Raw genomic sequence first — 23111 nt, forward strand, 5'->3', positions numbered from 1 at the left:
TGATCACACGCTAGCTGGTCATCCAAATCTGAACAACCCCGTCATCCAAAATTGGACGACAGGTACACTCGGAGCATGGCCGACCCCGACGAGCACGCCCTGGACCTGCCCGAATGTCCGTCCGCGCAGGGCGCGGGGCTGCTGCCGCCCGAGCTGCGGGCCTGGATGATGCTGCTGGCCGCGACCGGAGCGGTGGAGCAGCGGCTGCGGTCGGTGGTCAAGGAGCGGCTCGACGTCTCGCACGACGAGTTCCTCGTCCTGTGCCTGTTGGCGGAGCAGCCCCGCGAGGGCCTGCGCATGACGCGCATCGCGGAGCTGCTGGGCCGCCCGAAGACCCGGCTCACCTATCAGATCGCCTGCCTCCAGCACGCCGGCCTCGTCACCCGCAAGGCGGTCTGTGGCGACAAGCGCGGCGTCGAGGTCGCCCTCACCGACAAGGCCCGCACCCTGCTGCGGGAGGCGTCCGACTCCCTGGCCGAGACGGTCACCGGGGCGATGGCCCACGTCGTGGGGCCCGACCACAGCGCCGCCGTACGGCGGCTGCTGTGTCTGGCGGAGGAGGCGGAGCCGGAGCAGGAGGCCGGGCAGGCCACGGAGGCCGTCGTCGTGTCCGACTGACGCCGAGGGGTGCCGGGGCCGGCCGACCGCCACGGAGCTTGGCCCCTACGCCCCCGGGTACCCGGCGACTGCCGCGCGGGGCGCGCGGTCATGACCTCTGCCGGTGTCCGAAGGAGGCCCCCCATGGGTGTGCAGGACCTGCCCGATCCCGTCCGCCACCGGCCGTCCGATCCCCCGGTGGACACCGGCTCCCTGGCGGCCGCACTGCACGCGCGCGTGGACGGGGAGGTGCGGTTCGACGCCGGAACGCGGGCCGCGTACTCCACCGACGCCTCGAACTTCCGGCAGACCCCGATCGGCGTGGTCGTCCCCCGTACGCCCGAGGCTGCCGCCGAGGCGGTGGCGGTGGCCCGTGAGCACGGCGCACCGGTGCTGTCCCGGGGCGGCGGGACCAGCCTGGCCGGGCAGTGCACCAACACCGCCGTGGTGATCGACTGGTCGAAGTACTGCCACCGGCTGGAGTCCGTGGACGCCGACGCCCGCACCTGCGTCGTACAGCCCGGCATCGTCCTCGACGACCTCAACCGGCAGCTCGCGCCGACCGGACTGCGCTTCGGCCCGGAGCCGGCCACCCATATGAACTGCACGATCGGCGGCATGATCGGCAACAACTCCTGCGGCGCCACCGCGCAGGCGCACGGCAAGGTCGTCGACAACATCGCCCGGCTGGAGGTGCTGCTGTACGACGGCACCCGCTTCTGGTGCGGCGGGACGAGCGACGAGGAGTACGCCGAGATCGAGCGGCACGGCGATCTGCGGGCCGCCGTGTACCGGCGGCTGCGCACCCTGCGCGACACCTACGCCGACGAGATCCGCCACCGCTTTCCGCGCATCCCGCGCCGGGTCTCCGGTTACAACCTCGACTCCCTCCTGCCCGAGCACGGCTTCGACGTCGCCGGGCTGCTGGTGGGCAGCGAGTCGACGCTGGTGACCGTGCTGCGCGCGGAGCTGGAACTGGTGCCCGTGGTCAAGGAACGCACGCTGGTGGTACTCGGGTTCCCGGACATCGCGGTGGCCGCGGACGCGGTGCCGGCCGTACTGCCGTACGAACCGATCGCGCTGGAGGGCGTCGACTCGCGGCTGGTCCACGACGAACAGCTCAAGCGGCTCAACGCCAAGGCGATCTCTCAACTCCCCGAGGGTGACGCCTTCTTGATGGTGGAGTTCGGCGGGGACACGCTCGAACAGGCGGAGGAGCGCGCGCACGCGATGCTGGACGCGCTGGACGAGAGCGAGCACGACGCGGAGGTCGCCTTCCTCGACGACCCGTCCCACGAGGAGCAGTTGTGGCAGGTACGGGAGGCAGGCCTCGGCGCCACGGCGCACATCCCGGGCCGTCCCGACACCTTCGAGGGCTGGGAGGACTCCGCCGTACCGCCCGAGCGGCTGGGCGAGTATCTGCGCCGGCTCCGGGCGCTCTTCGAGGAGTTCGGCTATCTCAGCGACACCGGGCCCAGTCTGTACGGGCACTTCGGGCAGGGCTGCGTCCACACCCGTATCCCCTTCGACCTGTACACCGCGGCCGGGGTGGCGGCCTACCGCCGCTTCATGCGGCGAGCCGCCGATCTGGTGACCGAGTTCGGCGGGTCCTTCTCCGGGGAGCACGGGGACGGACAGAGCCGGGGCGAGCTGCTGCCGAGGATGTTCGGGGAGGAGATCGTCGAGGCGTTCGGCCGGCTGAAGGCCGTGTTCGACCCCGGGGACCGGATGAATCCCGGCAAGGTGGTGGCGCCGTACCGTCTGGACGAGAACCTGCGTCTCGGCGGCCACTGGGCACCGTACGACCCGCAGGACCTGTACTTCCGCTTCCCGCACGACGGCGGTTCGTTCGCCGAGGCCGCCAACCGGTGTGTGGGCGTGGGGAAGTGCCGCCAGCACACCACCGAGGGCGGTGCGGTGATGTGCCCGTCCTACCAGGTCACCCTGGAGGAGGAGCACTCCACGCGCGGACGGGCCCGGCTGCTGTTCGAGATGCTCGACGGGCACGGCGACGGCGCGATCCGGGACGGCTGGCGGTCCAGGGCGGTGCGGGACGCGCTCGACCTGTGCCTGGCCTGCAAGGGATGCAGGAGGGACTGCCCGGCCGACGTCGACATGGCCACGTACAAGGCGGAGTTCCTGGCCCACCACTTCGCGGGCCGCCCATGGCGCAGGCCGCGCTCCGACTGGTCGATGGGCTGGCTGCCGGCCGTCGCCCGGACCGTCGGCCGCGCCCGCCTGGGTCCGCTCGTCAACACCGTCACCCACACGCCCGTGCTGGCGAAGGCCGCGGTGGCCGTGGCGGGGGTCGAGGACCGCGAGATCCCGCTGTTCGCGCCGGAGACGTTGCAGCAGTGGTTCCGCCGTCGTGAGCCGTACGGCGACGGCGCGCGCGGCACCGTACTGCTCTGGCCGGACACCTTCACCAACCACTTCCACCCGCACCTGGGCCGGGCGGCCGTCCGTGTGCTGGAGGCGGCGGGCTGGCGGGTGACCATGCCCACGGAGCCGCTCTGCTGTGGCCTGACCTGGATCTCCACCGGCCAACTGGCTGTCGCCAAGCGTGTGCTGACCCATACCGTCCGCCACCTCGCCGAACATGTGCGGGACGGCGGGCTGGTGGTCGGCCTGGAGCCGAGCTGTACGGCGGTCTTCCGCTCCGACGCTCCCGAACTCTTCCCCGGCGACCGCGACGTACGGCGGCTGCGCGACCGGACGGTGACCCTCGCCGAGCTGCTCACCGAGCACAGCCCGGGCTACGAACCGCCGCAGGTCCCGGCCCACGCGGCGCGCGCCCTCGCCCAGGTGCACTGTCATCAGCACGCGATCATGGGCTGGGACGCCGACCGCGAACTCCTGCGCCGCGCAGGCGTGGACGCCGAGCCCCTGGATTCCGGCTGCTGCGGACTGGCCGGCAACTTCGGCTTCGAACGCGGCCACTTGGAGGTCAGCCACGCCTGCGCGGAACGCGTCCTGCTCCCGCGCCTCCGTGAGACGGCCCCGGAAACCCCTGTCCTCGCCGACGGCTTCAGCTGCCGTACCCAGATCCACGAGTGGGACAGCGGCGGTCACGAGGCGGTGCACCTGGCGGAACTGCTGGCGACCGGGCTCCCGCCGGGCGGGACCGTCGACGACTCCGCCGGCTCGGCCTACGGTGTGGCTCCCGATGCGCGCCCCGCTCCCCCGGGACCCGCGGCCAGGGCGCTCGCGCTGGCGGGGGCGGGGCTGGCGGTGGGCGGTGTCGCGATCGCGGCGGCGGGAGTGGCGCGGAGGCTGCTGCGCGGGTGAGGCATGCGCGGGGGAGGCCGGGCGCTTTCCACCCGGCCTCCCTCTTCTCGGTATGGCTGGCGTCATCGCCGTGGAACTCGAAGAACGGGCGCGGACGGCGACCGGCCTGCGCTGCCGGCCCAGCCGGCGCGGAGGCCGAAGCCAGGCTCGCCGAGTTCGCGCGCAATGACGTGTTCGACGGCCAGGTCGTCACCGACGAGGTCCGGATACGCCGCATCGTCGCCCGCCACGACCCGCACCTGCACCTGCACCTGCACCTGCATCCGGGAACACAGGAACTGACTGCAGATCATGCCGAGGAACCGTTCATCCGGTCGTCGGTGACGATCAGGAACACCTTGCCCGCGACCTTGTTGACGTCGAGACACGGGGTGAAGGGGTATCCGTGACTGACGTCGGGGAGGGCCAGGGCCGCCTGGCGGGCGGTGTCCTGGAGCCGGCCACCGGCCGCGTTCACCGGGCCGCCCGCGTGCCGGTGCCGTAGGTGTGCGGGTCGACGGGCCGCTCGGCCTTGGGCAGATGGGCGACGACGAGCCGGTAGGAGTCGGTGACGAGCTCCCTGACGAACTCCTTGTCGACGCCTTCTCCGCTCTCCAGGACACCGCGCACTGGGGCGCCGCCCCCTCAACATCCACCACGCTCTACGGCGCAGCCTGCTCGAATCGCTGTTGCCGCGCCTTGCCAACTCCCCAGGCATCGCCCCCATCGGCACGGCCGCGGTCGGCACCGGCCGCGCCGACCGGTACAGGCGCTTCCTGGACACCTTGGAGCTGCACTTTCGCGAACTGCACCAAGCCGCGGATTACGCCGAGTTGCTCGGCTGCTCGGTGCGCACCCTCAGCCGCGCCGCCCGGGACGCCACCGGCAAGGGAGTACGCGAGCTCATCGACGAGCGGCGCCTCCTGGAAGCCCGGCGCCTGCTGGGAGGTGCCCGGTGGGACGCCCGGACCGTGGCCCTCCACCTAGGCTTCACCGACCCCGCGAACTTCGGCCGCTTCTTCCGCGACCGCACCGGTATCACCCCGGCCGCCTTCGCGGCCCGCGCAGCGAGGACCAACGCGTGACGGAAACGCGGCGAAGGCCCCTTGCCCGTCAGGAGGCGATGGCTCCCGTCGCGGTCTGCGCGAACGCCCAATGGGAGGGCACGATGTGCCACTCGCCGTCGATCAGCCGGTACGCCTCGACGGCGTTTCAGGCGCGCCGTTGCCAAGCGGGCCCAGATGCCTCGAACCCGCACGCCTTCCCCCTTCGATGAACTGGAGTCGGCGGAGAACTCAGAGGTTCGACGGACGATTCAGCGCCTGTTGGGCCGCCGCCACACATGGACAACGGACTGGAGCGACCCTGTCCATGGCTCCGCCGCTTCCGACCTACTTGGCGCCCGCCGACTCCTTCGGCCTCTCCGTCCGTGCCGGCTCCTGCGAGCGGGCCGGGGCGGGGTTCTCGCGGGTGGGGAGGACGGCGAGGACGATCACTGTGCCGACGGCCATGATGACTCCGCCGATGAGGCTGGTCTGGACGACGCTGTGGGCGAAGGCCTCGTGGACGGCGTCGATCAGGGCCTGTGCCTGCTGGGCTCCGCCGGCCGGGTCCTTCGCGATCTGCTCGGCGACCGCGATGCCACCGCCCACCGAGTCCTTCGCCGTCTCCAGCGCGGCGGCCGGCAGGTGTCCGCCGGCCAGGTCGGTCAGCTTGTCGCGGTAGGCGGTGCCCAGCAGCGAGCCGAGGATCGCGATGCCCAGGGAACCGCCCAGCTCCAGCGCGGTGTCGTTGGCGCCGCCGCCGACGCCCAGTTCCGACTCGGGGAAGGAACCCATGATCGTGTCGGTGGCCGGCGAGACGCTCAGGCCGATCGCGAAGCCCAGCATCACCAGCGACGGCAGGAAGTCGGTGTAGGTGGAGCCCGCCTCGATCCGGGTGAGCAGGAAGACCCCCGCGCTGCCGATCGCCATGCCGGCCACCACCATCGGCTTCACGCCCAGCTTCGGGGTCAGCCGCCCGGTCACCGCCGCACCGACGAACACCGCACCGGCCAGCGGCAGCAGCCGTACACCGGTCTCCAGCGCGTCGTAGCCGAGGACGAACTGCAGGTACTGGGTCGAGTAGTAGATGGACCCGAAGGTGCCGAAGAAGAAGAACAGCACCGCGAGCATCGACCCGCTGAACGGCCGCTGCGCGAACTTGCGCACATCCAGCATGGGGTGCGGGTGACGCAGTTCCCAGGCCACGAAGGCCACCAGACCCACCCCGGCGACCACGGCGGCGGTGATCGGGCCGACGCCCCAGCCGAAGTGCGGGCCCTCGATCGTGGCGTAGACGAGCGAGCCGACGGAGACGATCGACAGCAGGCCGCCCACGGAGTCGATCCTGCCCATGCCCTCCGCCTTCGACGGCGGGACCAGGGCGAGCGCGCCGAGGACGGCGACGACCGCGATGGGGACGTTGATCAGGAAGGTCGAGCCCCAGGCGTGGTCCTCCAGCAGCCAGCCCGCGACCACCGGGCCGACGGCGATGGCCAGGCCGGAGGTGGCGGTCCAGGCCGTGATGGCCTTCGCCCGCTCCCGCCGGGGGAACATCGCGACCAGCAGCGACAGCGTGGCCGGCATGACCACCGCGGCGCCGACGCCCATCACCGCGCGGGCGGTGATGACCAGTGCGGTCCGGTCCACCAGGCTGCCCATCACCGAACCGCCCGCGAACACCAGCAGACCGGTGATCAGCGCGCCCCGGCGGCTGTACTTGTCGCCTGTCGCGCCCAGCACCAGCATCAGCGCGGCGTACGGGACGGTGTAGCCGTCGATGACCCACTGCAGGTCGCTGCTGGACAGGCCGAGGTCGGTCGTCATGTCCGGGGCGGCCACGATCAGCGAGGTGTTCGCCATGACCACGATCAGCAGACTCAGGCACAAGACGAGAAGCGCCCACCAGCGCCGCGCGTACGGCCCGGTCATCTTCTCCACTGGCGTGTTGGCGACAAAGGGCATCGGGACTCCTAGCGGCGACGAGTAATTGCCCACTGATGTGCAGACTAATTGATTGCTCATTGATGTGCAAATAGCGTGACGGACGTCGAAGCCAGGGAGGCGGGTGCCCAGAGACAGGGAAGAAACGCCGAAGGGGCCCTCCAGGAGGGCCCCTCATCGGTCCCGCACGCGCGACGAACCAGTCGTACGCCGTACGCCCGTCACTCCTCGCCGTCGGCCTCCGCGCCCGCCGCCCTCGCCGCGTCCGGCACGACCTCCTCGACCACGGACCGCGCCCGCTCCGCGGGCACCCCGGCAGCGATGAGCATGGTGACGGCCATGCGGGTGCCGTCGTCGGCGAGGGCACCGGCGTTGACCTGCTCCAGCAGCGCGAAGTGCATCCCCTCCAGGCCGGCACTGAGCACCGCGGGGGGCAGTTGGGCATGGAAGACGCCGTCGCGCAGGCCCCGCTCGAGGATGGCCGTGACCTCCGCGCGGGCCGGCGCCAGGATGCCGACGACGCGCTCCACGCCCAGGTCCCGCTGGGCCAGCGCCAGAAGCAGCCGGTAGCGGTCACCCACGGGCCAGATGGAGTACACGAAGTGCGCGAGCGCCCGCTCGGCCGGCTCCTCCGGCTTCCTCGCGGTTTCCAGCACCGCGCGCAGCGTCTCCGAGGCCTCCTCCGCGAGCGCCTCCAGCAGCGCCGCGCGCCCGGGGAAGTGCCCGAAGAGGGTGCGTCGTACGACACCGGAGGCGCGCGCCAGCTCCTCCAGGGTGATGTCGGGGTTCCGGCCGAGCTCACGGCGGGCCGTGGTGAGGATGCGCGCCCGGTTGGACCGCGAATTGCGTCGCTGCGGCTCGCGGGCCGCGGGCTTGGTCACGGTGGAACCTCGGTGAATCGGTACGGACGACGGCCCGCTCATTCTGGCACGGCACCCCGTGCACCCCGCCCGACCTGCCCCGACCCACCGCGGCCACCAGGGCCCCGCCGGATGTGCACCACCACGTCACCCCGGCCCACGAGAATCGCCCCGCCGGGAACCGGCCAGGACCACGGGGCGGCTCTCCGGGACGCCTTCCGCCCCAGGGCCACCACGACCGGGGACCATAGCGGGGCACACCACGAGTGACACGACACTCCAAAACTTGGCTTGCTCGTTTTCTTGAACTATTCGTGTTTAGCGAAGTAGGTTGGTCCCCATGACTGCGCCCCAGCCCCGAACCGTCGCCGATGAGCTGCGCGGTGCCGGCCTGCGGGTGACGGCCGCCCGCGTCGCGCTGCTCGAGACCGTCCGCAACGGCGATCACCTCGACGTCGAGACGATCGCCTCCGGAGTGCGCGACCGCGTCGGCCACATCTCCGTCCAGGCCGTGTACGAGGCGCTGCACGCGCTGACCGCGGCCGGTCTCGTACGCCGTATCGAACCGCCCGGCAGCCCGGCGCGGTTCGAGGGACGCGTAGGGGACAACCACCACCATCTCGTGTGCCGGTCGTGCGGTGTCGTAGCCGACGTCGACTGCGCGGTCGGCCACGCCCCGTGTCTCACCGCGTCCGACGACCGCGGCTTCGCCGTCGACGAGGCCGAGGTCATCTTCTGGGGCCTGTGCCCCGACTGTTCCCCCGCCGGTACCGCAGCACCGTGATCCCCCCAGTTCGGAAGGAATCCCGAATGTCTGAAAACACCCCCGCCGAAGCGAAGTGCCCGGTCGCGCACGACCGCGCCACGCACCCGACCCAGGGCGGCGGGAACCGCCAGTGGTGGCCGGAGAGCCTCAACCTGAAGATCCTCGCCAAGAACCCGGCGGTGGCGAACCCGCTCGGTGAGGAGTTCGACTACGCCGAGGCGTTCAACAACCTCGACCTGGCGGCCGTGAAACAGGACATCGCCGAGGTGCTGACGACCTCGCAGGACTGGTGGCCGGCCGACTTCGGCAACTACGGCCCGCTGATGATCCGTATGGCCTGGCACAGCGCGGGCACCTACCGCATCAGCGACGGCCGCGGCGGCGCCGGCGCCGGCCAGCAGCGCTTCGCGCCGCTCAACAGCTGGCCGGACAACGGCAACCTGGACAAGGCCCGCCGTCTGCTGTGGCCGGTCAAGAAGAAGTACGGCCAGAGCATCTCCTGGGCCGACCTCATGATCCTCACCGGCAACGTGGCCCTCGAGCAGATGGGCTTCGAGCCCTTCGGCTTCGGCGGCGGCCGCGAGGACGTCTGGGAGCCCGAGGAGGACGTCTACTGGGGTCCCGAGAAGGTCTGGCTCGACGACCAGCGCTACACCGGCGACCGCGATCTGGAGAGCCCGCTCGGCGCCGTCCAGATGGGCCTCATCTACGTCAACCCCGAGGGCCCGAACGGCAACCCGGACCCGATCGCCGCGGCCCGCGACATCCGTGAGACGTTCCGCCGCATGGCGATGAACGACGAGGAGACCGTCGCCCTCATCGCCGGTGGTCACACCTTCGGCAAGACCCACGGCGCGGGCCCGGCGGACAACGTCGGCCCCGAGCCCGAGGCCGCCCCGATCGAGGCCCAGGGCCTCGGCTGGGCCAGCACCTACGGCACCGGCAAGGGCGGCGACGCGATCACCTCCGGCCTGGAGGTCACCTGGACCACCACGCCGACCCGCTGGAGCAACGACTTCTTCGACATCCTCTTCGGCTACGAGTGGGAGCTGTCCGAGTCCCCGGCCGGCGCCAAGCAGTGGGTGGCCAAGGACGCCGAGGCGATCATCCCGGACGCGCACGACCCGTCGAAGAAGCGCCTGCCGACCATGCTCACCACCGACCTGTCGCTGCGCTTCGACCCGGTCTACGAGCAGATCTCGCGCCGTTTCCACGAGAACCCGGCCGAGTTCGCGGACGCCTTCGCCCGCGCCTGGTACAAGCTGACCCACCGTGACATGGGCCCGAAGTCCCTGTACCTCGGCCCGGAGGTTCCGCAGGAGACCCTGCTCTGGCAGGACCCGCTGCCGGAGGCCGAGGGCGAGGCCATCGACGCGGCCGACGTCACGGCCCTCAAGGCCAAGCTGCTCGCCTCGGGTCTGACCGTCTCGCAGCTCGTCTCCACCGCGTGGGCGTCGGCCTCGACCTTCCGCGGCAGCGACAAGCGCGGTGGCGCCAACGGCGCCCGGATCCGCCTGGAGCCGCAGCGCGGCTGGGAGGCCAACGACCCCGACCAGCTGCGTCACGTCCTGGGCGTCCTCGAGGGCATCCAGTCGGAGTTCAACTCCGGCGCCAAGAAGGTCTCGCTGGCCGACCTGATCGTCCTCGGCGGTGCCGCCGCGATCGAGAAGGCCGCCAAGGACGCGGGCTTCGACGTGGAGGTTCCCTTCACGCCGGGCCGCGTGGACGCGACCGAGGAGCACACGGACGCCGAGTCGTTCGCCGCGCTGGAGCCGACCTGGGACGGCTTCCGCAACTACGTCGGCAAGGGCACCCGCCTCCCGGCCGAGTTCCTGCTGCTCGACAAGGCCAACCTGCTGACCCTGAGCGCCCCCGAGATGACGGTGCTCGTCGGCGGTCTGCGTGTCCTGGGCGCCAACACCGCCCAGTCCGCGCACGGCGTGTTGACCGACAGGCCGGGCACGCTGACCAACGACTTCTTCGTCAACCTGCTCGACCTGGGCACGACCTGGAAGTCGACCTCCGAGGACCAGCACACCTTCGAGGGCCGTGACTCCGCCACGGGCGAGCTGAAGTGGACCGGCACCCGTGCCGACCTCGTCTTCGGCTCCAACTCCGAGCTGCGCGCCCTCGCGGAGGTCTACGCGAGCGACGACGCGAAGGAGAAGTTCGTGAACGACTTCGTCGCGGCCTGGGTCAAGGTGTCGGAGCTGGACCGGTTCGACCTGGTCTGAGTCTGATTCCGAGCCGAACGGCTGAGCGCCGCCCGGGTAGTCCCGGGCGGCGCTTTCGCGTGCCTCCCGGATCAGGTCGCGGTGTAGCCGAGCTGCCGCCTCATGTACGGCGTCATCAGGGTCTTCGCCTTGGCCAGCACCGAGGGGCGGCCCCCCAGCACCGCGCGCTCGCCGCCCGGCACGGGCAGCAGGGTCAGTCCGTCGGCCGGGCCGAACGGCACGACGAGCGGGGTCCGGTGGACGGGCCGGTAGAGGCGGGGCTCCTTGCGGTGCCTGCCCGGATTGCTGAGGTAGGTGCGGATGTTCCAGGCCGCGAGGTCGGCCTGGGCCAGTGCGGCGGGGGTGATCTTGAGCTCGGTGGCGTCGTTCACGTCGCCGACCGCGAAGACGTCCCGCCACCCGTCGACCCGGAGCGACCGATCGACCCTGACGTGCCCGGACGCGTTCAGCCAGTCGCCGTGTCCGCCCAGCCGCAGCCAGAGCGTGTTGGGGGTGGTGCCGGTCGCCCAGAAGGAGAGGTCGGCGGCGATGACGTTTCCGTGCGCGTCCTTGTAGGTGCCGAACTCGGTGCCGGGCGACATGAACGAGTCGAACCGTACCTCCACGTCGTGCGCCTCCAGCCAGGCCTGCGCCCGGCGCCCGGCCCGCTCGCTGCCCGTGGAGTGCAGCAGCGCGCTCCCGGAGTGGGCGAGCGTGACCCGGGCGTCCGGCCGCGCCAGCCGTATCTCGGCGCTGAGTTCGACGCCCGAGGGACCGCCGCCGACGACCAGGACGTGTTCGGCAGTGGCGATCTTCTGCTGGTGCCCGGCGAACGACTTGACCGCCTCTTCGGTGGTGGTGCCGACGAAGCGGGCGGGCTCGGGGTAGTCGGCGCCGGTGGCGATCACCACGACGTCGTACGGCAGCCGCTCGCCCGTCGCGAGGACGACCTGCCGCTCGTCGGTGTCGATGCGGACCGCCTTGCCGACGACCACGCGTCCATGGCCCATCAGCCGGTCGTACGGAATGAACGGGGTCACCGACCACTCCGGCCGCACACCGGCCCGCAGGGAGGCGATACGGTGGAAAAAGACCTCCTTGCGGTCCACCAGGGTGACCCGCGCCACCGAATCCAGCCGCTTCGCCAGCCGGACGCCCGCATAGCCGCCGCCGATCACCACTACGTCGCCGTCGCGCATGCGACTCTCCTGTGCCTGTGGGGGGAGCGAGCGGCACGACACGTGGGCTTCCTCGGCCACTCGAATTGCCGAAGAGCGTAGCGCTTGAACTCTCAAGTTTGCCTAGGGAGTTGTGTATGTTCTGTGAAGCGAGGGCCTACGGTTCGCGACCCCGGCGCCCCCCGGGCGCCCGATCCGTGGGCCACCGGGACCCTTTCAGGACACTGGGGCGTCGACGGCGCGGGTCACCTCGGGCTCGGTGCCGGGCAGAGTGCGGGTACCGCTGCTGCTCGACGGCTTCGGTGCCAAGGACATCGAACAGCGGCACCGGCGGCGTCCCCCCGGGATGAAGGCGCGTGTGCGGGTCGGATCAAAGGGGCGAAGACGGGGCCGGGGAGGAGCAAGAGAGGGAACCCCGGGGCACCTCGCTACCGGATCTCCGACGATCAGGTGGTGCTGAGCATGCCTTCGCGCAGGCGGGCCAGAAGCCGGGAGAGCAGCCGGGAGACGTGCATCTGGGAGACGCCGAGGCGTTCGCCGATCTCGGCCTGGGTGAGTTCCTCCACGAACCGCCAGTGGATGATCTTACGCTCGCGTTCGTCGAGTTCGGCGATCATGGGGGCGAGGGCGCGGAAGTCCTCGATCAGGCCGAGGGCGGCGTCCTCGTCGCCGATGAAGTCCGCCAGCGCGGCCTCGCCGTCCTCGCTGCCGTTGATCGCCGCGTCCAGGGAGGCCGACTTGTAGCCGTTGGAGGCCAGTTGCGCCTCGACGACCTCGTCCTCGGGAAGGCACATCAGCTCGGAAAGCTCCGCGGTCGTCGGCGTCCGGCCCAGCCGGCTGCGCAGTTCCTCGGTGGCGCGGGCGAGTTGGACGCGGGCTTCCTGGAGCCGCCGGGGCACGTGCACGGCCCAGGAGGTGTCGCGGAAGAACCGCTTGATCTCGCCAACGATGTACGGCACGGCGAAGGAGGTGAACTCGACCTCGCGGGCCAGGTCGAAACGGTCGATCGCCTTGATGAGTCCGATCATGCCGACCTGGACGATGTCCTCCATCTCCTCCGGTCCGCGGCTGCGGAACCGGCCGGCCGCGTAGCGGACCAGGGACATGTTCATCTCGATCAGCGTGTTGCGCGCGTACTGGTACTCGGGCGTGCCCTCCTCCACCACCGCCAACTGGTCGAAGAACAGCTTCGACAACTCCCGCGCGTCCCTCGGCGCGACCTTCGAGGGATCCGCGATCTCCGGAACGTCCACCGTCCGCCCTGCGGTCTGCACGGTCGTCGTCATCATCCGCCCCTCCCAGTCGATCGGCCTCGTCATCGCCGGTCCGTCGTCCGGCAAGCACGCGCCTACCCCGGTCGCCCACCGGCATTCCTCGGGCTGCCGTCAGTCTCCGCTCGGCTCCCCTACCGCCTGTGCGCCCTGCGCATCCTCGTGATCGTCGTCCTCGTCCCGTTCGAGGAGCCCCACGCGCCTTCGTGCCGTTCGTCGGGTGCTCATGGTCGGCGCAGTCGCGATCTTCGCCGCCGGGAGCGGCTCCTGGGCACCGCTTCCGGCCATGGGCCTGCTCGGCGTGGCGATCCCGGACCGGGCCGGAACTCGCCCGGTGCACACGGTCCGGAGGCACCTGGCCGTCGTGGGGCTGGAGCCGTCGGTGCCCACCTGGGCCAGGTGGCCTTCGTCGTCCCAGGTCGCCCGGGGCCGGGCGGGCTCCTGTAGCACCCGGTGGCGTGAAGGCACCGTTGGGGTCACCGGTCGGTGGATCAACCTTCAGACGTTGACCACAAATTACACACAACCCTCTCTTCATACCGATCCTGATGGTCTAGATTGACCATGCTTCAGCTGATCGGAAACGAAGCAACCAATTAATGATCTATAGGTCCAGTGCCGCGAAAGGCCGGCAATCGCGTCCCCTGCTCCAGACATGGGGGCGATCATCAGTCCTTGGAGCTGAGGGAGCCTTGGACACGGGGAACACCTGAGGGTCCGACAGGTTCCGACGCGCCTCGAGACTCTGGCGGGACATGCGAGTCCGCTGCCGCCGGGGTGGGTTGTTCAAAGTAGCTCTGCATTGGTCGGCATGTCATGCGCGGGGGGCGGGGGCCTCCCGCAGGGAGGAACAGCGCGGCGCGGGGGGCGGGGGCCTCCCGCGGCAGAAACAGCGCGGGAGGTGGGGGCCTCCCGAGGGGAGGAACAGTGTTGGACAAAGACGTCGAACCACTGGGTACCCGGGGGGGACCGTGCGGCAAGGGGGACTAGTCAGCCCGTTTCCGTCGGCGCGCGGGCGTCTGACGAACGGGGCGATCAGCCAGCCCGCGATCGACTGGGAGCAGCGGTACCGCCGTGCCGTGATCATCAGCGACACCGCGGCCACCGCCTTCGTGGTGGCGGGGATCGGGAACTTCTTCGGGGCCCGTGACGCGGCCAACTGGCATGAGAAATGGGGAATTCTCGCCTTCGGCACCCATCTGCTGGTGCTGGGGACGCTTGCGGTGAGCCGGTCGTGGGCTCCGGCCGTGCTCGGCCAGGGGGCCGAGGAGTTCCGCAGGCTCGGACGCTCACTGTTCATGGCGACCGTCGTACTGGCGCTCGGCGGGATCGCCCTCACCTCGCGCAACATCAAGCTCTGGATCTTCGTCGCGATCCCCGCGATCGCGCTCGTCACCATGATCACGCGGTATCTTCTCCGCCTCTCGCTGCACAAACAGCGGAAGGAAGGCCGGTGCCTGAGACCGGTGCTCGCTGCCGGGAGCCCGGCCACCGTGCGCGACCTGATCACCCGGACCCGCAAATTCCCGCACCTCGGCTGGCGGGTGGACGCGGTGTGCACGACGTACGGTCCCGGGCTCGACGGTGACCAACTGGACGGAGTGCCGGTCGTCGGCCGACTGGCGGACGTCGCGGGCCACGTCCGCCGTGACGGCTACCGCGTCGTGGCGGTCACACCGGACCCGCACTGGTCACCGGACCGGCTCCAGCGGCTGGCCTGGAACCTCGAAGGCAGCGACGCCGAGATGGTCGTGGCCCCCGTCCTGATGGAGGTGGCCGGCCCGCGCCTGCACGTCGACGCGGTGCTCGGGATCCCGCTGCTGCGGGTCAGCATGCCGACCTTCACCGGGGGCCGCCGGGCGGTCAAAGAGGTCGTCGACCGGGTAGGCGCAACGATTCTGCTGATGCTGTTCGCGCCACTGATGGTGTTCGTCGCGCTGCTCGTGCTCGTGGACAGCCGGGGCGGGGCGTTCTACCGCCAGCGCAGAGTCGGCAAGGACGGCCGCGAGTTCACCATCCTCAAGTTCCGCACCATGGTCGCCGGGGCCGACGGGGCGCGTGCCGCGCTGGCCGACCGCAACGAGGGCGCCGGCCTGCTGTTCAAGCTCCGCCGCGATCCGCGGGTGACCCGGGTGGGAGCAGTGCTGCGCCGGTACTCGATCGACGAGCTCCCACAGCTTCTCAACGTGCTCACCGGATCGATGTCGCTCGTCGGTCCGCGGCCTCCGCTACCGGAGGAGACCGCCGCGTACGGCCCGGACATCCGGCGACGGCTGCTGGTCAAGCCCGGACTCACCGGCCTGTGGCAGATCAGCGGGCGCAGCGACCTGTCGTGGGAGGAAGCGGTCCGGCTGGACCTGCGGTACGTGGAGGACTGGTCGCTCGCCCTGGACACAGTGATCTTGTGGAAGACGCTGCGTGCGGTGCTCTACGGGCAGGGGGCCTACTGATGCGCGGAAATCGTCGTCCGGCCGACGCGCGGACCGCGGGCCCGCGAGGGCCTGTCTGGGGGAGGAACGGGTCATGAAGGTCAGCGTTTTCGGGCTCGGCTACGTGGGCTGCGTGTCGGCCGCGTGCCTGGCCAGCATGGGGCACGAGGTCATCGGGGTGGACGTGAACCAGGTGAAGGTCGACCTGGTCAACGACGGCAAGGCCCCGGTGGTCGAGGAGCGGATCGGCGAGCTCACCGCCGAGGTGGTGCGGACCGGAGCGTTGCGCGCCACCGGCGACGTCCGCGAGGCGATCATGGACAGCGAGGTGTCGCTGGTCTGCGTGGGCACGCCGTCGGAGCCCAACGGCAGCCTGTGCACCAGGTACTTGGAGCGGGTCACCGAGCAGATCGGTGCCGCGCTGGCCGAGCGGGGTGGCCGGCACACCGTCGTGTTCCGCAGCACCATGCTCCCGGGCACCTGCCTGGACCTGCTGGTACCGATCCTGGAGAAGTACGTCGGCGGCACGGCCGGGGTGGACATCGGGGTCGCGGTCAACCCGGAGTTCCTGCGCGAGGGCACGAGTGTGCGGGACTTCTTCGACCCGCCCAAGACCGTCATCGGCGAGCTCGACCCGGCAAGCGGCGATGCGGTGATGGCGCTGTACGAGGGCTTGCCCGGCGAGGTGTTCCGGGTGCCGGTCCCGACGGCCGAGGCGATCAAATACGCGGACAACGCCTTCCACGGCCTCAAGATCGGCTTCGCGAACGAGCTGGGCGCGGTGTGCCGGGCGCTCGGGGTGGACTCGCACCAGGTGATGGACGTGTTCCTGGCCGACCGCAAGCTGAACATCAGCCCCGCCTACCTGCGGCCCGGCTTCGCCTTCGGCGGCTCCTGCCTGCCCAAGGACCTGCGCAGCCTGGTCCACGCGGCGCAGCGGGCCGACGTCTCGGTGCCGATCCTCTCCCATGTGCTGCCCTCCAACTCCGACCATCTGCAACGCGCGGTGGAGCTGGTCGAGCGCACCGGAAAGCGCCGGGCGGGCCTGTTCGGGCTGTCCTTCAAACCCGGCACCGACGACCTCCGCGAGAGCCCGCTCGTCGAGCTGGCGGAGCGGCTCTTCGGCAAGGGGTACGACCTGAAGATCTACGACGCCAACGTGAACCTCTCCCGGCTGCTCGGCGCGAACCGCGAGTACATCGAGAGCCGGCTGCCGCACCTCGCGCAGCTGCTCGCGGACTCCGTCGACGAGGTGCTCGAGCACGCCGAGGTGTGCCTCGTCGGGACCAGGGATCCGGACGTGTTGTCGGCGCTGCCTCACGGCGGCGACGGCCCGGTGATCGTCGACCTCATCCACCTTCCCGACGCCGAGGCGCGTCGGGCCGAACCGGGGTACGTGGGCCTTGCTTGGTGACACGGCGTTTGGTGACAGAGCCGGCGGCGACCGGCCGGACCGGCGCGCGCTGATCCTGGTGGAGAACCTGTCGGTGCCGTTCGACCGGCGGGTGTGGCAGGAGTGCACGACCCTGCGCGACGCGGGCTGGACGGTGCACGTCATCTGCCCCCGGGGCAGTAAGCGGGACACGGAGGCGGAGGTGGAGATCGACGGGGTGCGGATCCACCGCTACCCGTTGCGCGCGGCCACCGGAGGACCGGCCGGCTACCTGCGCGAGTACGGATCGGCGTTGTGGCACACGGTCCGGCTGGCCCGGAAGGTCGGCCCCGTCGACGTGGTCCATGCCTGCAATCCGCCCGACCTGCTGTTCCTGCCGGCACTGTGGCTGAAGCGGCGCGGAGCGCGGTTCGTCTTCGACCAGCACGACCTGGTGCCCGAGCTGTACCTCTCCCGGTTCGGCCGCGGCAAGGACCTGCTCTACCGCGCCGTGTGCGCGCTGGAACGGCGGACCTACCGGGCCGCGGACGTCGTGCTCGCCACGAACGAGAGCTACCGGGACGTCGCGGTGCGCCGTGGCGGCCGGCGGCCGGCGGACGTCTTCGTGGTGCGCAGCGCTCCCGACGTCGACCGGTTCCACCCCGTACCGCCCGAGCCGGAGCTGAAGCGCGGCAAGCCTCATCTGCTGTGCTACCTCGGTGTCATGGGCCCGCAGGACGGTGTCGACTACGCCTTGCGGGCTCTCGCGAAGCTGCGCGACGAGCTCGGGCGGACCGACTGGCACGCGGTGTTCGTCGGCGGCGGCGACACCTTCGACGCGATGGTGGAGCTGTCTGGGCGGCTCGGGCTCTCGCAGCAGGTGCAGTTCACCGGGCGCGTTCCGGACGCCGACCTGGTGCGCTATCTGTCCACCGCGGACGTGTGCCTCTCCCCCGACCCGCGCAACCCGCTCAACGACGTGTCGACCATGAACAAGGTCCTTGAGTACATGGTGATGGGCCGACCGATCGTCTCGTTCGACCTGAAGGAGGCACGGGTCTCCGCCGGTGACGCCGCCGTCTACGCGCCCGCCGACGACGAGGCCGAGTTCGCCCTGCTCATCGCGAAACTGCTGGACGATCCGGAACAGCGGGCCCGGATGGGCAAGATCGGCCAGGAGCGGATCAACGGGCCGCTGTCCTGGCGGAACTCACAAGCGTCGCTGCTCGCCGCCTACGCCGCTGCCTGCCGTGACCGGTATCCGGTGCCGGCCCGCGACCCGGACCCGGCAGGGGAAGGCCGCACCGTTGAGTGATGACACGATACGCCTGGCCACGATCGGGCTGATTGTCCGTCGGCGCTGGCGGCTTCTCACCGTCCTCACCATGGTGGGTGCGCTCGTCGGCTACGGCACCTCGCTGCTGGTTCCGCCGCGTTACACGACCTCGGCGTCGGTGCTGCTGCCGGGGACGTGGGAGGAGCGCGAGCTGCTGACTCAGACGGAGGTGGCGACCAGTTCGGTGGTGGTCGACCGCGCGGCCGCCACGCTCGGCTGGACCGGAGTGAGCGGCAGCGACCTGCGGGATCAGGTCAGCGCCAAGGCCACCGACGGGAACATCATCAAGATCTCCGGCAAGGCCGACACCCCGGAGCGCGCGCAGCGGCTCTCCGACCAGGTGGCCAAGGAGTTCGTCTCCTACGCCACGCGGATCGCCAATGACACCGCCGACCCCGGAGCGGCGGAGGAACTCGCCGCGCTCCAGCAGTCGGTGGAGGACACCAGCCGCCGCATCAGCGAGCTGGCCGACGCGGCCGATCCGGGGCAGACCGTGGAGAGCGTGCAGACCCGCACCGAGCTGGAGAAGCTGCGCACCGCGCTGCGGGAGGCCATCACCACGCTGAAGCAGGCCGACCCGGCCGACTCCGAGGCGAAGAACATGGTCGTCATGGGCTCGGCGGCCCGGCCGACCGGCGAGGCTCCGCCCACGAGGACGCAGCTCATCGCCGGCGGAGCGCTGCTGTTCTTCCTGTTCGCGGTCATCGGCCATCTCACCGCCGCGCGCATGAGCCGCCGGCTGCGCGGCGAACCGGAGATCACCGCGGCGCTGGGCTCGGAGCTGCTGGGTAGCGTCGACGTACCCGTTCGACGGCCCACGCACCGGCCGGAGGGCCGTGGCCCGCGGGCTTGGTTCCGCCGGCTGCTGGGCCTCGACGTCCGGTGGGACATCCCCACCCCGCAGACGTCCGGCGACGAGGCCAGCAGGCGGATCCGCTACCGGCGGGTGTGCTCCCGTCTCCGGGACCAGCTGCCGGCCCAGCGGCGGCTGCTGGTCGTCTTCCCCGAGGGTGACGAGATCGCCCGCCGTGCCGCCGGGCAGCTCGTCGCCGACGCCGGGAGTGATCCGCTGCTGCGAGCGGTGGCGGTTTCGGTGTCCCGGCCGATGGTGCCGGACCGCGACCACGAGTCCGGTGCCGTGGTCGTGCTCAGCGCCGGCAGCTGGACCGCCGGGGAGCTCGCCGGCATCGCCGAGGCGTGTGCGGACGCCAAGCACGCGGTCGTCGGCGTCGTCCTCGCCGGTCCGGTCCGTGCGACGCGGTCGGCCGACCACCCCCGGCATGCCGCCGTGCCGGCGCTCGGGGCCTTCGACGGCGACCTGGACGACGCGACGGGAGTCCCAGGGTGACGACGAGTACGACTTCGGAGTCGCCGGCCGCCGCTCCGCTGCTTGATCTGCAGGCCCTGATGGCGGCGGTGCGCAGACGGCGCCGCCTCTGGTGCTCCCTCGCGCTGCTGGGGCTGCTCGTCGGCGCGACGGTGGCTTTCCTGCTGCCGCAGCCGCCGACCGCGGTGACCAAGGTGCTGGTCGCGCATGAGGAGGACCAGCCGAACGACCCCGGAACACTGATCCGCACCGACGTCGCGCTGCTGCAGACCACGCGGATCGCCGACAAGGCCCTGAAGTCCCTCAAGTCGGGGGAACAGGCCGAGAACTTCATGCAGGACTACAGCGGTACCGGTCTGACCAACAACATGCTGCAGATCACCGTGACAGGTGACAGCGACGCGGAAGCGGTGGCCCGCGCCAAGGCGTTGGCCGATGCGTTCGTCGCGGACCACGTGAGGCGGATCCAGGGGGCCGCGAACGCCGAGGCCAAGGCCCTGCTCGACCAGCGTGACCAACTGAAGGACCAACTGGCCCAGGTCAACAAGGCGATCGGAGACGGAACGCGAACGAGCGAGCCGGAGTCGCCGGCGGACCTGGAGTCGCTCTACGCCCGCCGGGCCGAACTCACCTCGCAGATCACCGACTTCAGCCAGCGTGCCGGGGAGGCGAGCGTCGGCACGCCCCGGCTCGTCGCCGGCACACAGATCGTGGACGCCCCGCACGTGGTGCGGTACTCCCTGCCCAAGGCCGCTGCCACCGACGCCGCGATCGGGCTCTTCCTCGGGCTCTTCCTCGGGCTCGCGGTGGCCGCGGTCGGCGCGGTGGTGGCGGACCGTCCCGTGCTGCGCCGGGAGATCGCGGCGAACCTGGGCGCCTCGGTCATCGCGGAGCTGCCCCACCGGTCGGCCGGGCGATGGCAGCGCCGCCGGGTCCGGGCGGCACGCGAGCGGCTCACCACCTCCCTGGCCCGCACCGTGCGCGGCTCGGCGGAACCCGTGTCGCTGCTGGAACTGGGCTGCGCGCGCAACACGAGCCTGATCGCGCTGGACCTCGCCCGGGCACTGGCGGCGGACGGGCCGGTGGTCGTCGTCGACGGTCTGCCCGGCCCGCAGCTCGCGCGCAGACGCCAGAAGCCGGGAGACCCGGCCGTGGTGAGCGGCGAGCCCGCCGCGGCCGTGTCGCACCAGGAGCACCGGCTCGGCGTCGGCTCGGTGGCGCCCGGCACGCCGTGGACCGACCTGCAGTACCTCGGCACCCGGACGGTACTCGTCGTGCGTGCCGGGCACGGCAGCGCCGCATGGCTGCACACCGTGGCCCGGCAGCTCGCGGACCAGCACATTCCGGTGATCGGTGTGGTGCTGATCGACCCCGATCCGCGTGACCGGACCGACGGCACGCTGTGGGACGGGCCGCACATCGCGCTGCGGGGGAACAGCGAGCGGCCGGCCCGGCAGCACGGTGGGGGTACCTCCCACGCCGTTCAGGCAGTGGGGGAGGCCCCGCGGCGGACGGAGCGGCTGCCGATGTGGGCCGCACGAGTCCCGGACAACGACCAGGAGGCGCGGTAGCACATGTGTGGCATCGCAGGCACGTACCGATGGCCGGACGGGAAGGTCGTGACCGACCGGCTCACCGACACCCTCGCCCACCGCGGTCCGGACGGGGCGGGCCGGTACAGCCACCCCGCCGGTGACGGCGAGGTGCACCTCGGCCACCGCCGGCTGGCCATCATCGACCTGTCCGAGACCGGCGCCCAGCCGATGGTCTCGGGCGGCCTCGTCCTGACGTACAACGGCGAGCTCTACAACGCGCCCGAGCTGCGGGCCGAGCTGGCAGCCGCCGGGGTGCGCTTCCGCGGCACCTCGGACACCGAGGTGCTGCTGGAGGCCTGGCGGCGCTGGGGCACGGACTGCCTGCCCCGGCTGCGCGGCATGTTCGCCTTCGGGATCTTCGACGAGCGAACCGGTGACCTGGTGCTCGCCCGCGACCAGCTCGGCATCAAGCCGCTGTTCCTGCTGCGCCGCGGCGAGGGCCTGGTGTTCGCCTCCGAGCTCAAGGCGCTCGCCACCGCGACCGGCGGGTCGCTGGAGGTGGACCACGCGGCACTGGTGGCCTCGCTGCTGTACTACTGGGTGCCAGACTCACGGTGCGCGTTCCGCGAGGCGGAGAAGCTGCCGCCGGGGAGCTGGCTGAGGTGCCGGCCCGACGGCCGGGTGGAGCGCGGCCGGTTCTGGCACCTGAAGGACGTCGCCGCCGAGGGCCGGGAGCGGGCCCGGGCCGGCGAACAGCCGGACATCGCCGCCGTCGTCGAGGAGTCGACCCGGCGCCACCTGCTCTCCGACGTACCCGTGGCGACGTTCCTCTCCGGTGGCCTCGACTCCAGTTACCTGACCGCGCTGGCCGCCCGCGACCGGCCCGGGATCTCCGCCTACACGATCGGGTTCCGGGCCGAGGACGCCAGGTTCGAGGCGATGCCGGACGACCTGCGCTACGCCCGGCAGGTGGCCCAGCGGTTCGGTGTCGACCTGCACGAGATCGAGATCGCCCCGAACGTGCTCGACCTGCTGCCGCAGATGACGTACCACCTGGACGAGCCGATCGGTGACCCCGCCGCGATCAACACGTTCCTGATCTGCGAGGCCGCCCGGGAGGCCGGCGTCAAGGTGATGCTCTCGGGGATGGGCGCCGACGAGTTGTTCGCCGGGTACCGCAAGCACCTGGCCAACCTGCTCGCGCTGCGCTACCAGCGCGTCCCGCGGCCCCTGCGGCGCGGCCTCCACGCGGCCGTGGACCGGCTGCCGGTCGCCTCGGCCCGCCGGGGGTACCGGTCGGTGCGCTTCGCGAAGCGGTTCCTCTCCTTCGCGGATCTGCCGGAGGAGACCGCGTTCCGGCGCAGCTACACCATGTACGACCGGGGCGAGCTGCTCGCCCTGGTCGATCCGGACCTGGCCGGGGCGGTCGATGACGTGCTGACGGAGCATGCGGACGTCTACCAGGACAACGACCTCGACGACTTCGTCAACCGGATGTGCCTGGGCGACGCCCGGATGTTCCTGCCGGGCCTGAACCTCACGTACACGGACCGGTCCAGCATGGCCGCCTCGACCGAGGTGCGGGTGCCGTACGTGGACGTCGAGGTGGTCAGGGCGGCGTTCGCCGTACCCGGTGATCGCAAGATCGTCGGACGGCAGGGCAAGGCAGTCCTCAAGGAGGCGGCCACCTCGATCCTCCCCCGGGAGATCGTGTACCGGCCCAAGGGCCTGTTCAGCGCCCCGCTGCGCGCCTGGATGAGCCGGGATCTGGCACCGCTGGTGCGCGAGGTGGTGAACGACGGTGTGCTCGTCCGCTCCGGATTGCTGCGCCGCGACGCGCTGGCGCGGATGGTCGCCGAGGACGCCGCCGGGCAGCGGGACTTCTCCAAGCATCTGTGGCATGTGCTGACCCTCGAGTACTGGTATCGCGACGCGACCCGCGGGTCCGGCCAGAGCACTCGGCAAACGGCTTAGGA

Annotated in this window: 16 protein-coding genes and 2 pseudogenes; 11 read left to right on the forward strand and 7 right to left on the reverse strand. The window is 71.2% G+C overall.

Going from position 1 to position 23111, the window contains the following annotated elements; translation table 11 throughout:
• Positions 1-75 precede the first annotated feature (75 nt).
• The gene (locus tag ACIBVL_RS28860) at positions 76-618 is read left to right on the forward strand and encodes a MarR family winged helix-turn-helix transcriptional regulator (protein WP_399101415.1); all 543 of its coding nucleotides are present in this window, start codon (positions 76-78) and stop codon (positions 616-618) included.
• Positions 619-741: 123 nt separating this feature from the next.
• Positions 742-3885 (forward strand): FAD-binding and (Fe-S)-binding domain-containing protein, encoded by a 3144-nt coding sequence (locus ACIBVL_RS28865; protein ID WP_399101417.1) that lies wholly within the window; start codon positions 742-744, stop codon positions 3883-3885.
• Between the two features lie 62 nt (positions 3886-3947).
• Here ACIBVL_RS28865 and ACIBVL_RS28870 read toward each other — a convergent pair whose 3' ends face one another.
• The 3 genes and pseudogenes from ACIBVL_RS28870 to ACIBVL_RS28880 form a co-directional block, all read right to left on the reverse strand.
• Positions 3948-4178, reverse strand: a complete 231-nt coding sequence (locus tag ACIBVL_RS28870; RefSeq protein WP_399101419.1) for a hypothetical protein — start codon at positions 4176-4178, stop codon at positions 3948-3950.
• On the reverse strand, positions 4175-4342 hold the full coding sequence (locus tag ACIBVL_RS28875; RefSeq protein WP_399101420.1) for a hypothetical protein: 168 nt from the start codon (positions 4340-4342) through the stop codon (positions 4175-4177). The genes ACIBVL_RS28870 and ACIBVL_RS28875 overlap by 4 nt, the downstream gene beginning before the upstream one ends.
• A pseudogene (locus ACIBVL_RS28880) lies at positions 4339-4482 on the reverse strand (MmcQ/YjbR family DNA-binding protein); the annotation flags it as partial. The gene ACIBVL_RS28875 and the pseudogene ACIBVL_RS28880, both read right to left, overlap by 4 nt.
• A gap of 2 nt (positions 4483-4484) precedes the next feature.
• Here ACIBVL_RS28880 and ACIBVL_RS28885 point away from each other — a divergent pair.
• A pseudogene (locus ACIBVL_RS28885) lies at positions 4485-4949 on the forward strand (helix-turn-helix domain-containing protein); the annotation flags it as partial.
• Between the two features lie 306 nt (positions 4950-5255).
• Here the strand turns inward: ACIBVL_RS28885 and ACIBVL_RS28890 are convergent.
• Complete coding sequence (locus ACIBVL_RS28890; RefSeq protein ID WP_399101422.1) at positions 5256-6869, reverse strand: MFS transporter; 1614 nt, start codon at positions 6867-6869, stop codon at positions 5256-5258.
• 200 nt (positions 6870-7069) lie between these two features.
• Positions 7070-7729: a TetR/AcrR family transcriptional regulator gene (locus ACIBVL_RS28895; protein ID WP_399101424.1), complete on the reverse strand. Its 660-nt coding sequence runs from the start codon at positions 7727-7729 to the stop codon at positions 7070-7072.
• Positions 7730-8048: 319 nt separating this feature from the next.
• Here ACIBVL_RS28895 and ACIBVL_RS28900 point away from each other — a divergent pair, with 319 nt between their 5' ends.
• Together ACIBVL_RS28900 and katG are read left to right on the forward strand one after the other, a co-directional pair.
• Entirely contained in the window at positions 8049-8492 is a 444-nt protein-coding gene (locus ACIBVL_RS28900; protein WP_399101426.1) for a Fur family transcriptional regulator, read from the forward strand.
• A 26-nt stretch (positions 8493-8518) separates the two neighbouring features.
• Complete coding sequence (gene katG / locus ACIBVL_RS28905) at positions 8519-10708, forward strand: catalase/peroxidase HPI (RefSeq protein WP_399101428.1); 2190 nt, start codon at positions 8519-8521, stop codon at positions 10706-10708.
• A gap of 71 nt (positions 10709-10779) precedes the next feature.
• Here katG and ACIBVL_RS28910 read toward each other — a convergent pair whose 3' ends face one another.
• Entirely contained in the window at positions 10780-11886 is a 1107-nt protein-coding gene (locus ACIBVL_RS28910; protein WP_399101430.1) for an NAD(P)/FAD-dependent oxidoreductase, read from the reverse strand.
• Between the two features lie 425 nt (positions 11887-12311).
• Positions 12312-13154: an RNA polymerase sigma factor SigF gene (locus ACIBVL_RS28915; protein WP_399101825.1), complete on the reverse strand. Its 843-nt coding sequence runs from the start codon at positions 13152-13154 to the stop codon at positions 12312-12314.
• 953 nt (positions 13155-14107) lie between these two features.
• Between ACIBVL_RS28915 and ACIBVL_RS28920 the strand changes: the two genes are divergently transcribed.
• The 6 genes from ACIBVL_RS28920 to asnB all read left to right on the forward strand — a co-directional run bounded on the left by ACIBVL_RS28920 (position 14108) and on the right by asnB (position 23109).
• Positions 14108-15586, forward strand: coding sequence for a sugar transferase (locus tag ACIBVL_RS28920; protein ID WP_399101432.1), 1479 nt, complete (start codon positions 14108-14110; stop codon positions 15584-15586).
• 73 nt (positions 15587-15659) lie between these two features.
• Positions 15660-16979 (forward strand): nucleotide sugar dehydrogenase, encoded by a 1320-nt coding sequence (locus ACIBVL_RS28925; RefSeq protein ID WP_399101434.1) that lies wholly within the window; start codon positions 15660-15662, stop codon positions 16977-16979.
• Positions 16969-18252 carry a glycosyltransferase family 4 protein gene (locus tag ACIBVL_RS28930; RefSeq protein WP_399101436.1) on the forward strand — a complete coding sequence of 428 codons (1284 nt, stop codon included), beginning with the start codon at positions 16969-16971 and terminating at the stop codon, positions 18250-18252. The genes ACIBVL_RS28925 and ACIBVL_RS28930 overlap by 11 nt, the downstream gene beginning before the upstream one ends.
• Positions 18245-19621, forward strand: coding sequence for a polysaccharide biosynthesis protein (locus ACIBVL_RS28935; RefSeq protein ID WP_399101438.1), 1377 nt, complete (start codon positions 18245-18247; stop codon positions 19619-19621). The genes ACIBVL_RS28930 and ACIBVL_RS28935 overlap by 8 nt, the downstream gene beginning before the upstream one ends.
• Entirely contained in the window at positions 19618-21171 is a 1554-nt protein-coding gene (locus ACIBVL_RS28940; protein ID WP_399101440.1) for a Wzz/FepE/Etk N-terminal domain-containing protein, read from the forward strand. Before ACIBVL_RS28935 ends, ACIBVL_RS28940 begins: the two co-directional genes overlap by 4 nt.
• A 3-nt stretch (positions 21172-21174) precedes the next feature.
• Positions 21175-23109, forward strand: a complete 1935-nt coding sequence (asnB, locus tag ACIBVL_RS28945; protein ID WP_399101442.1) for an asparagine synthase (glutamine-hydrolyzing) — start codon at positions 21175-21177, stop codon at positions 23107-23109.
• The last annotated feature ends 2 nt before the right edge of the window (positions 23110-23111 follow it).

The sequence above is a fragment of the Streptomyces sp. NPDC049687 genome, assembly GCF_044465285.1.
In the GTDB taxonomy this organism is placed as follows: Bacteria; Actinomycetota; Actinomycetes; order Streptomycetales; family Streptomycetaceae; genus Streptomyces.

Excerpts from the sequence above, each read along its gene's own strand:
- ACIBVL_RS28900 (WP_399101426.1), top strand. The coding sequence starts at position 8,049 with ATGACTGCGCCCCAGCCCCGAACCGTCGCCGATGAGCTGCGCGGTGCC.
- ACIBVL_RS28910 (WP_399101430.1), bottom strand. The coding sequence starts at position 11,886 with ATGCGCGACGGCGACGTAGTGGTGATCGGCGGCGGCTATGCGGGCGTC.
- ACIBVL_RS28915 (WP_399101825.1), bottom strand. The coding sequence starts at position 13,154 with ATGATGACGACGACCGTGCAGACCGCAGGGCGGACGGTGGACGTTCCG.
- ACIBVL_RS28925 (WP_399101434.1), top strand. The coding sequence starts at position 15,660 with ATGAAGGTCAGCGTTTTCGGGCTCGGCTACGTGGGCTGCGTGTCGGCC.
- ACIBVL_RS28860 (WP_399101415.1), top strand. The coding sequence starts at position 76 with ATGGCCGACCCCGACGAGCACGCCCTGGACCTGCCCGAATGTCCGTCC.
- katG (WP_399101428.1), top strand. The coding sequence starts at position 8,519 with ATGTCTGAAAACACCCCCGCCGAAGCGAAGTGCCCGGTCGCGCACGAC.
- ACIBVL_RS28870 (WP_399101419.1), bottom strand. The coding sequence starts at position 4,178 with ATGATCTGCAGTCAGTTCCTGTGTTCCCGGATGCAGGTGCAGGTGCAG.
- ACIBVL_RS28865 (WP_399101417.1), top strand. The coding sequence starts at position 742 with ATGGGTGTGCAGGACCTGCCCGATCCCGTCCGCCACCGGCCGTCCGAT.
- ACIBVL_RS28890 (WP_399101422.1), bottom strand. The coding sequence starts at position 6,869 with ATGCCCTTTGTCGCCAACACGCCAGTGGAGAAGATGACCGGGCCGTAC.
- asnB (WP_399101442.1), top strand. The coding sequence starts at position 21,175 with ATGTGTGGCATCGCAGGCACGTACCGATGGCCGGACGGGAAGGTCGTG.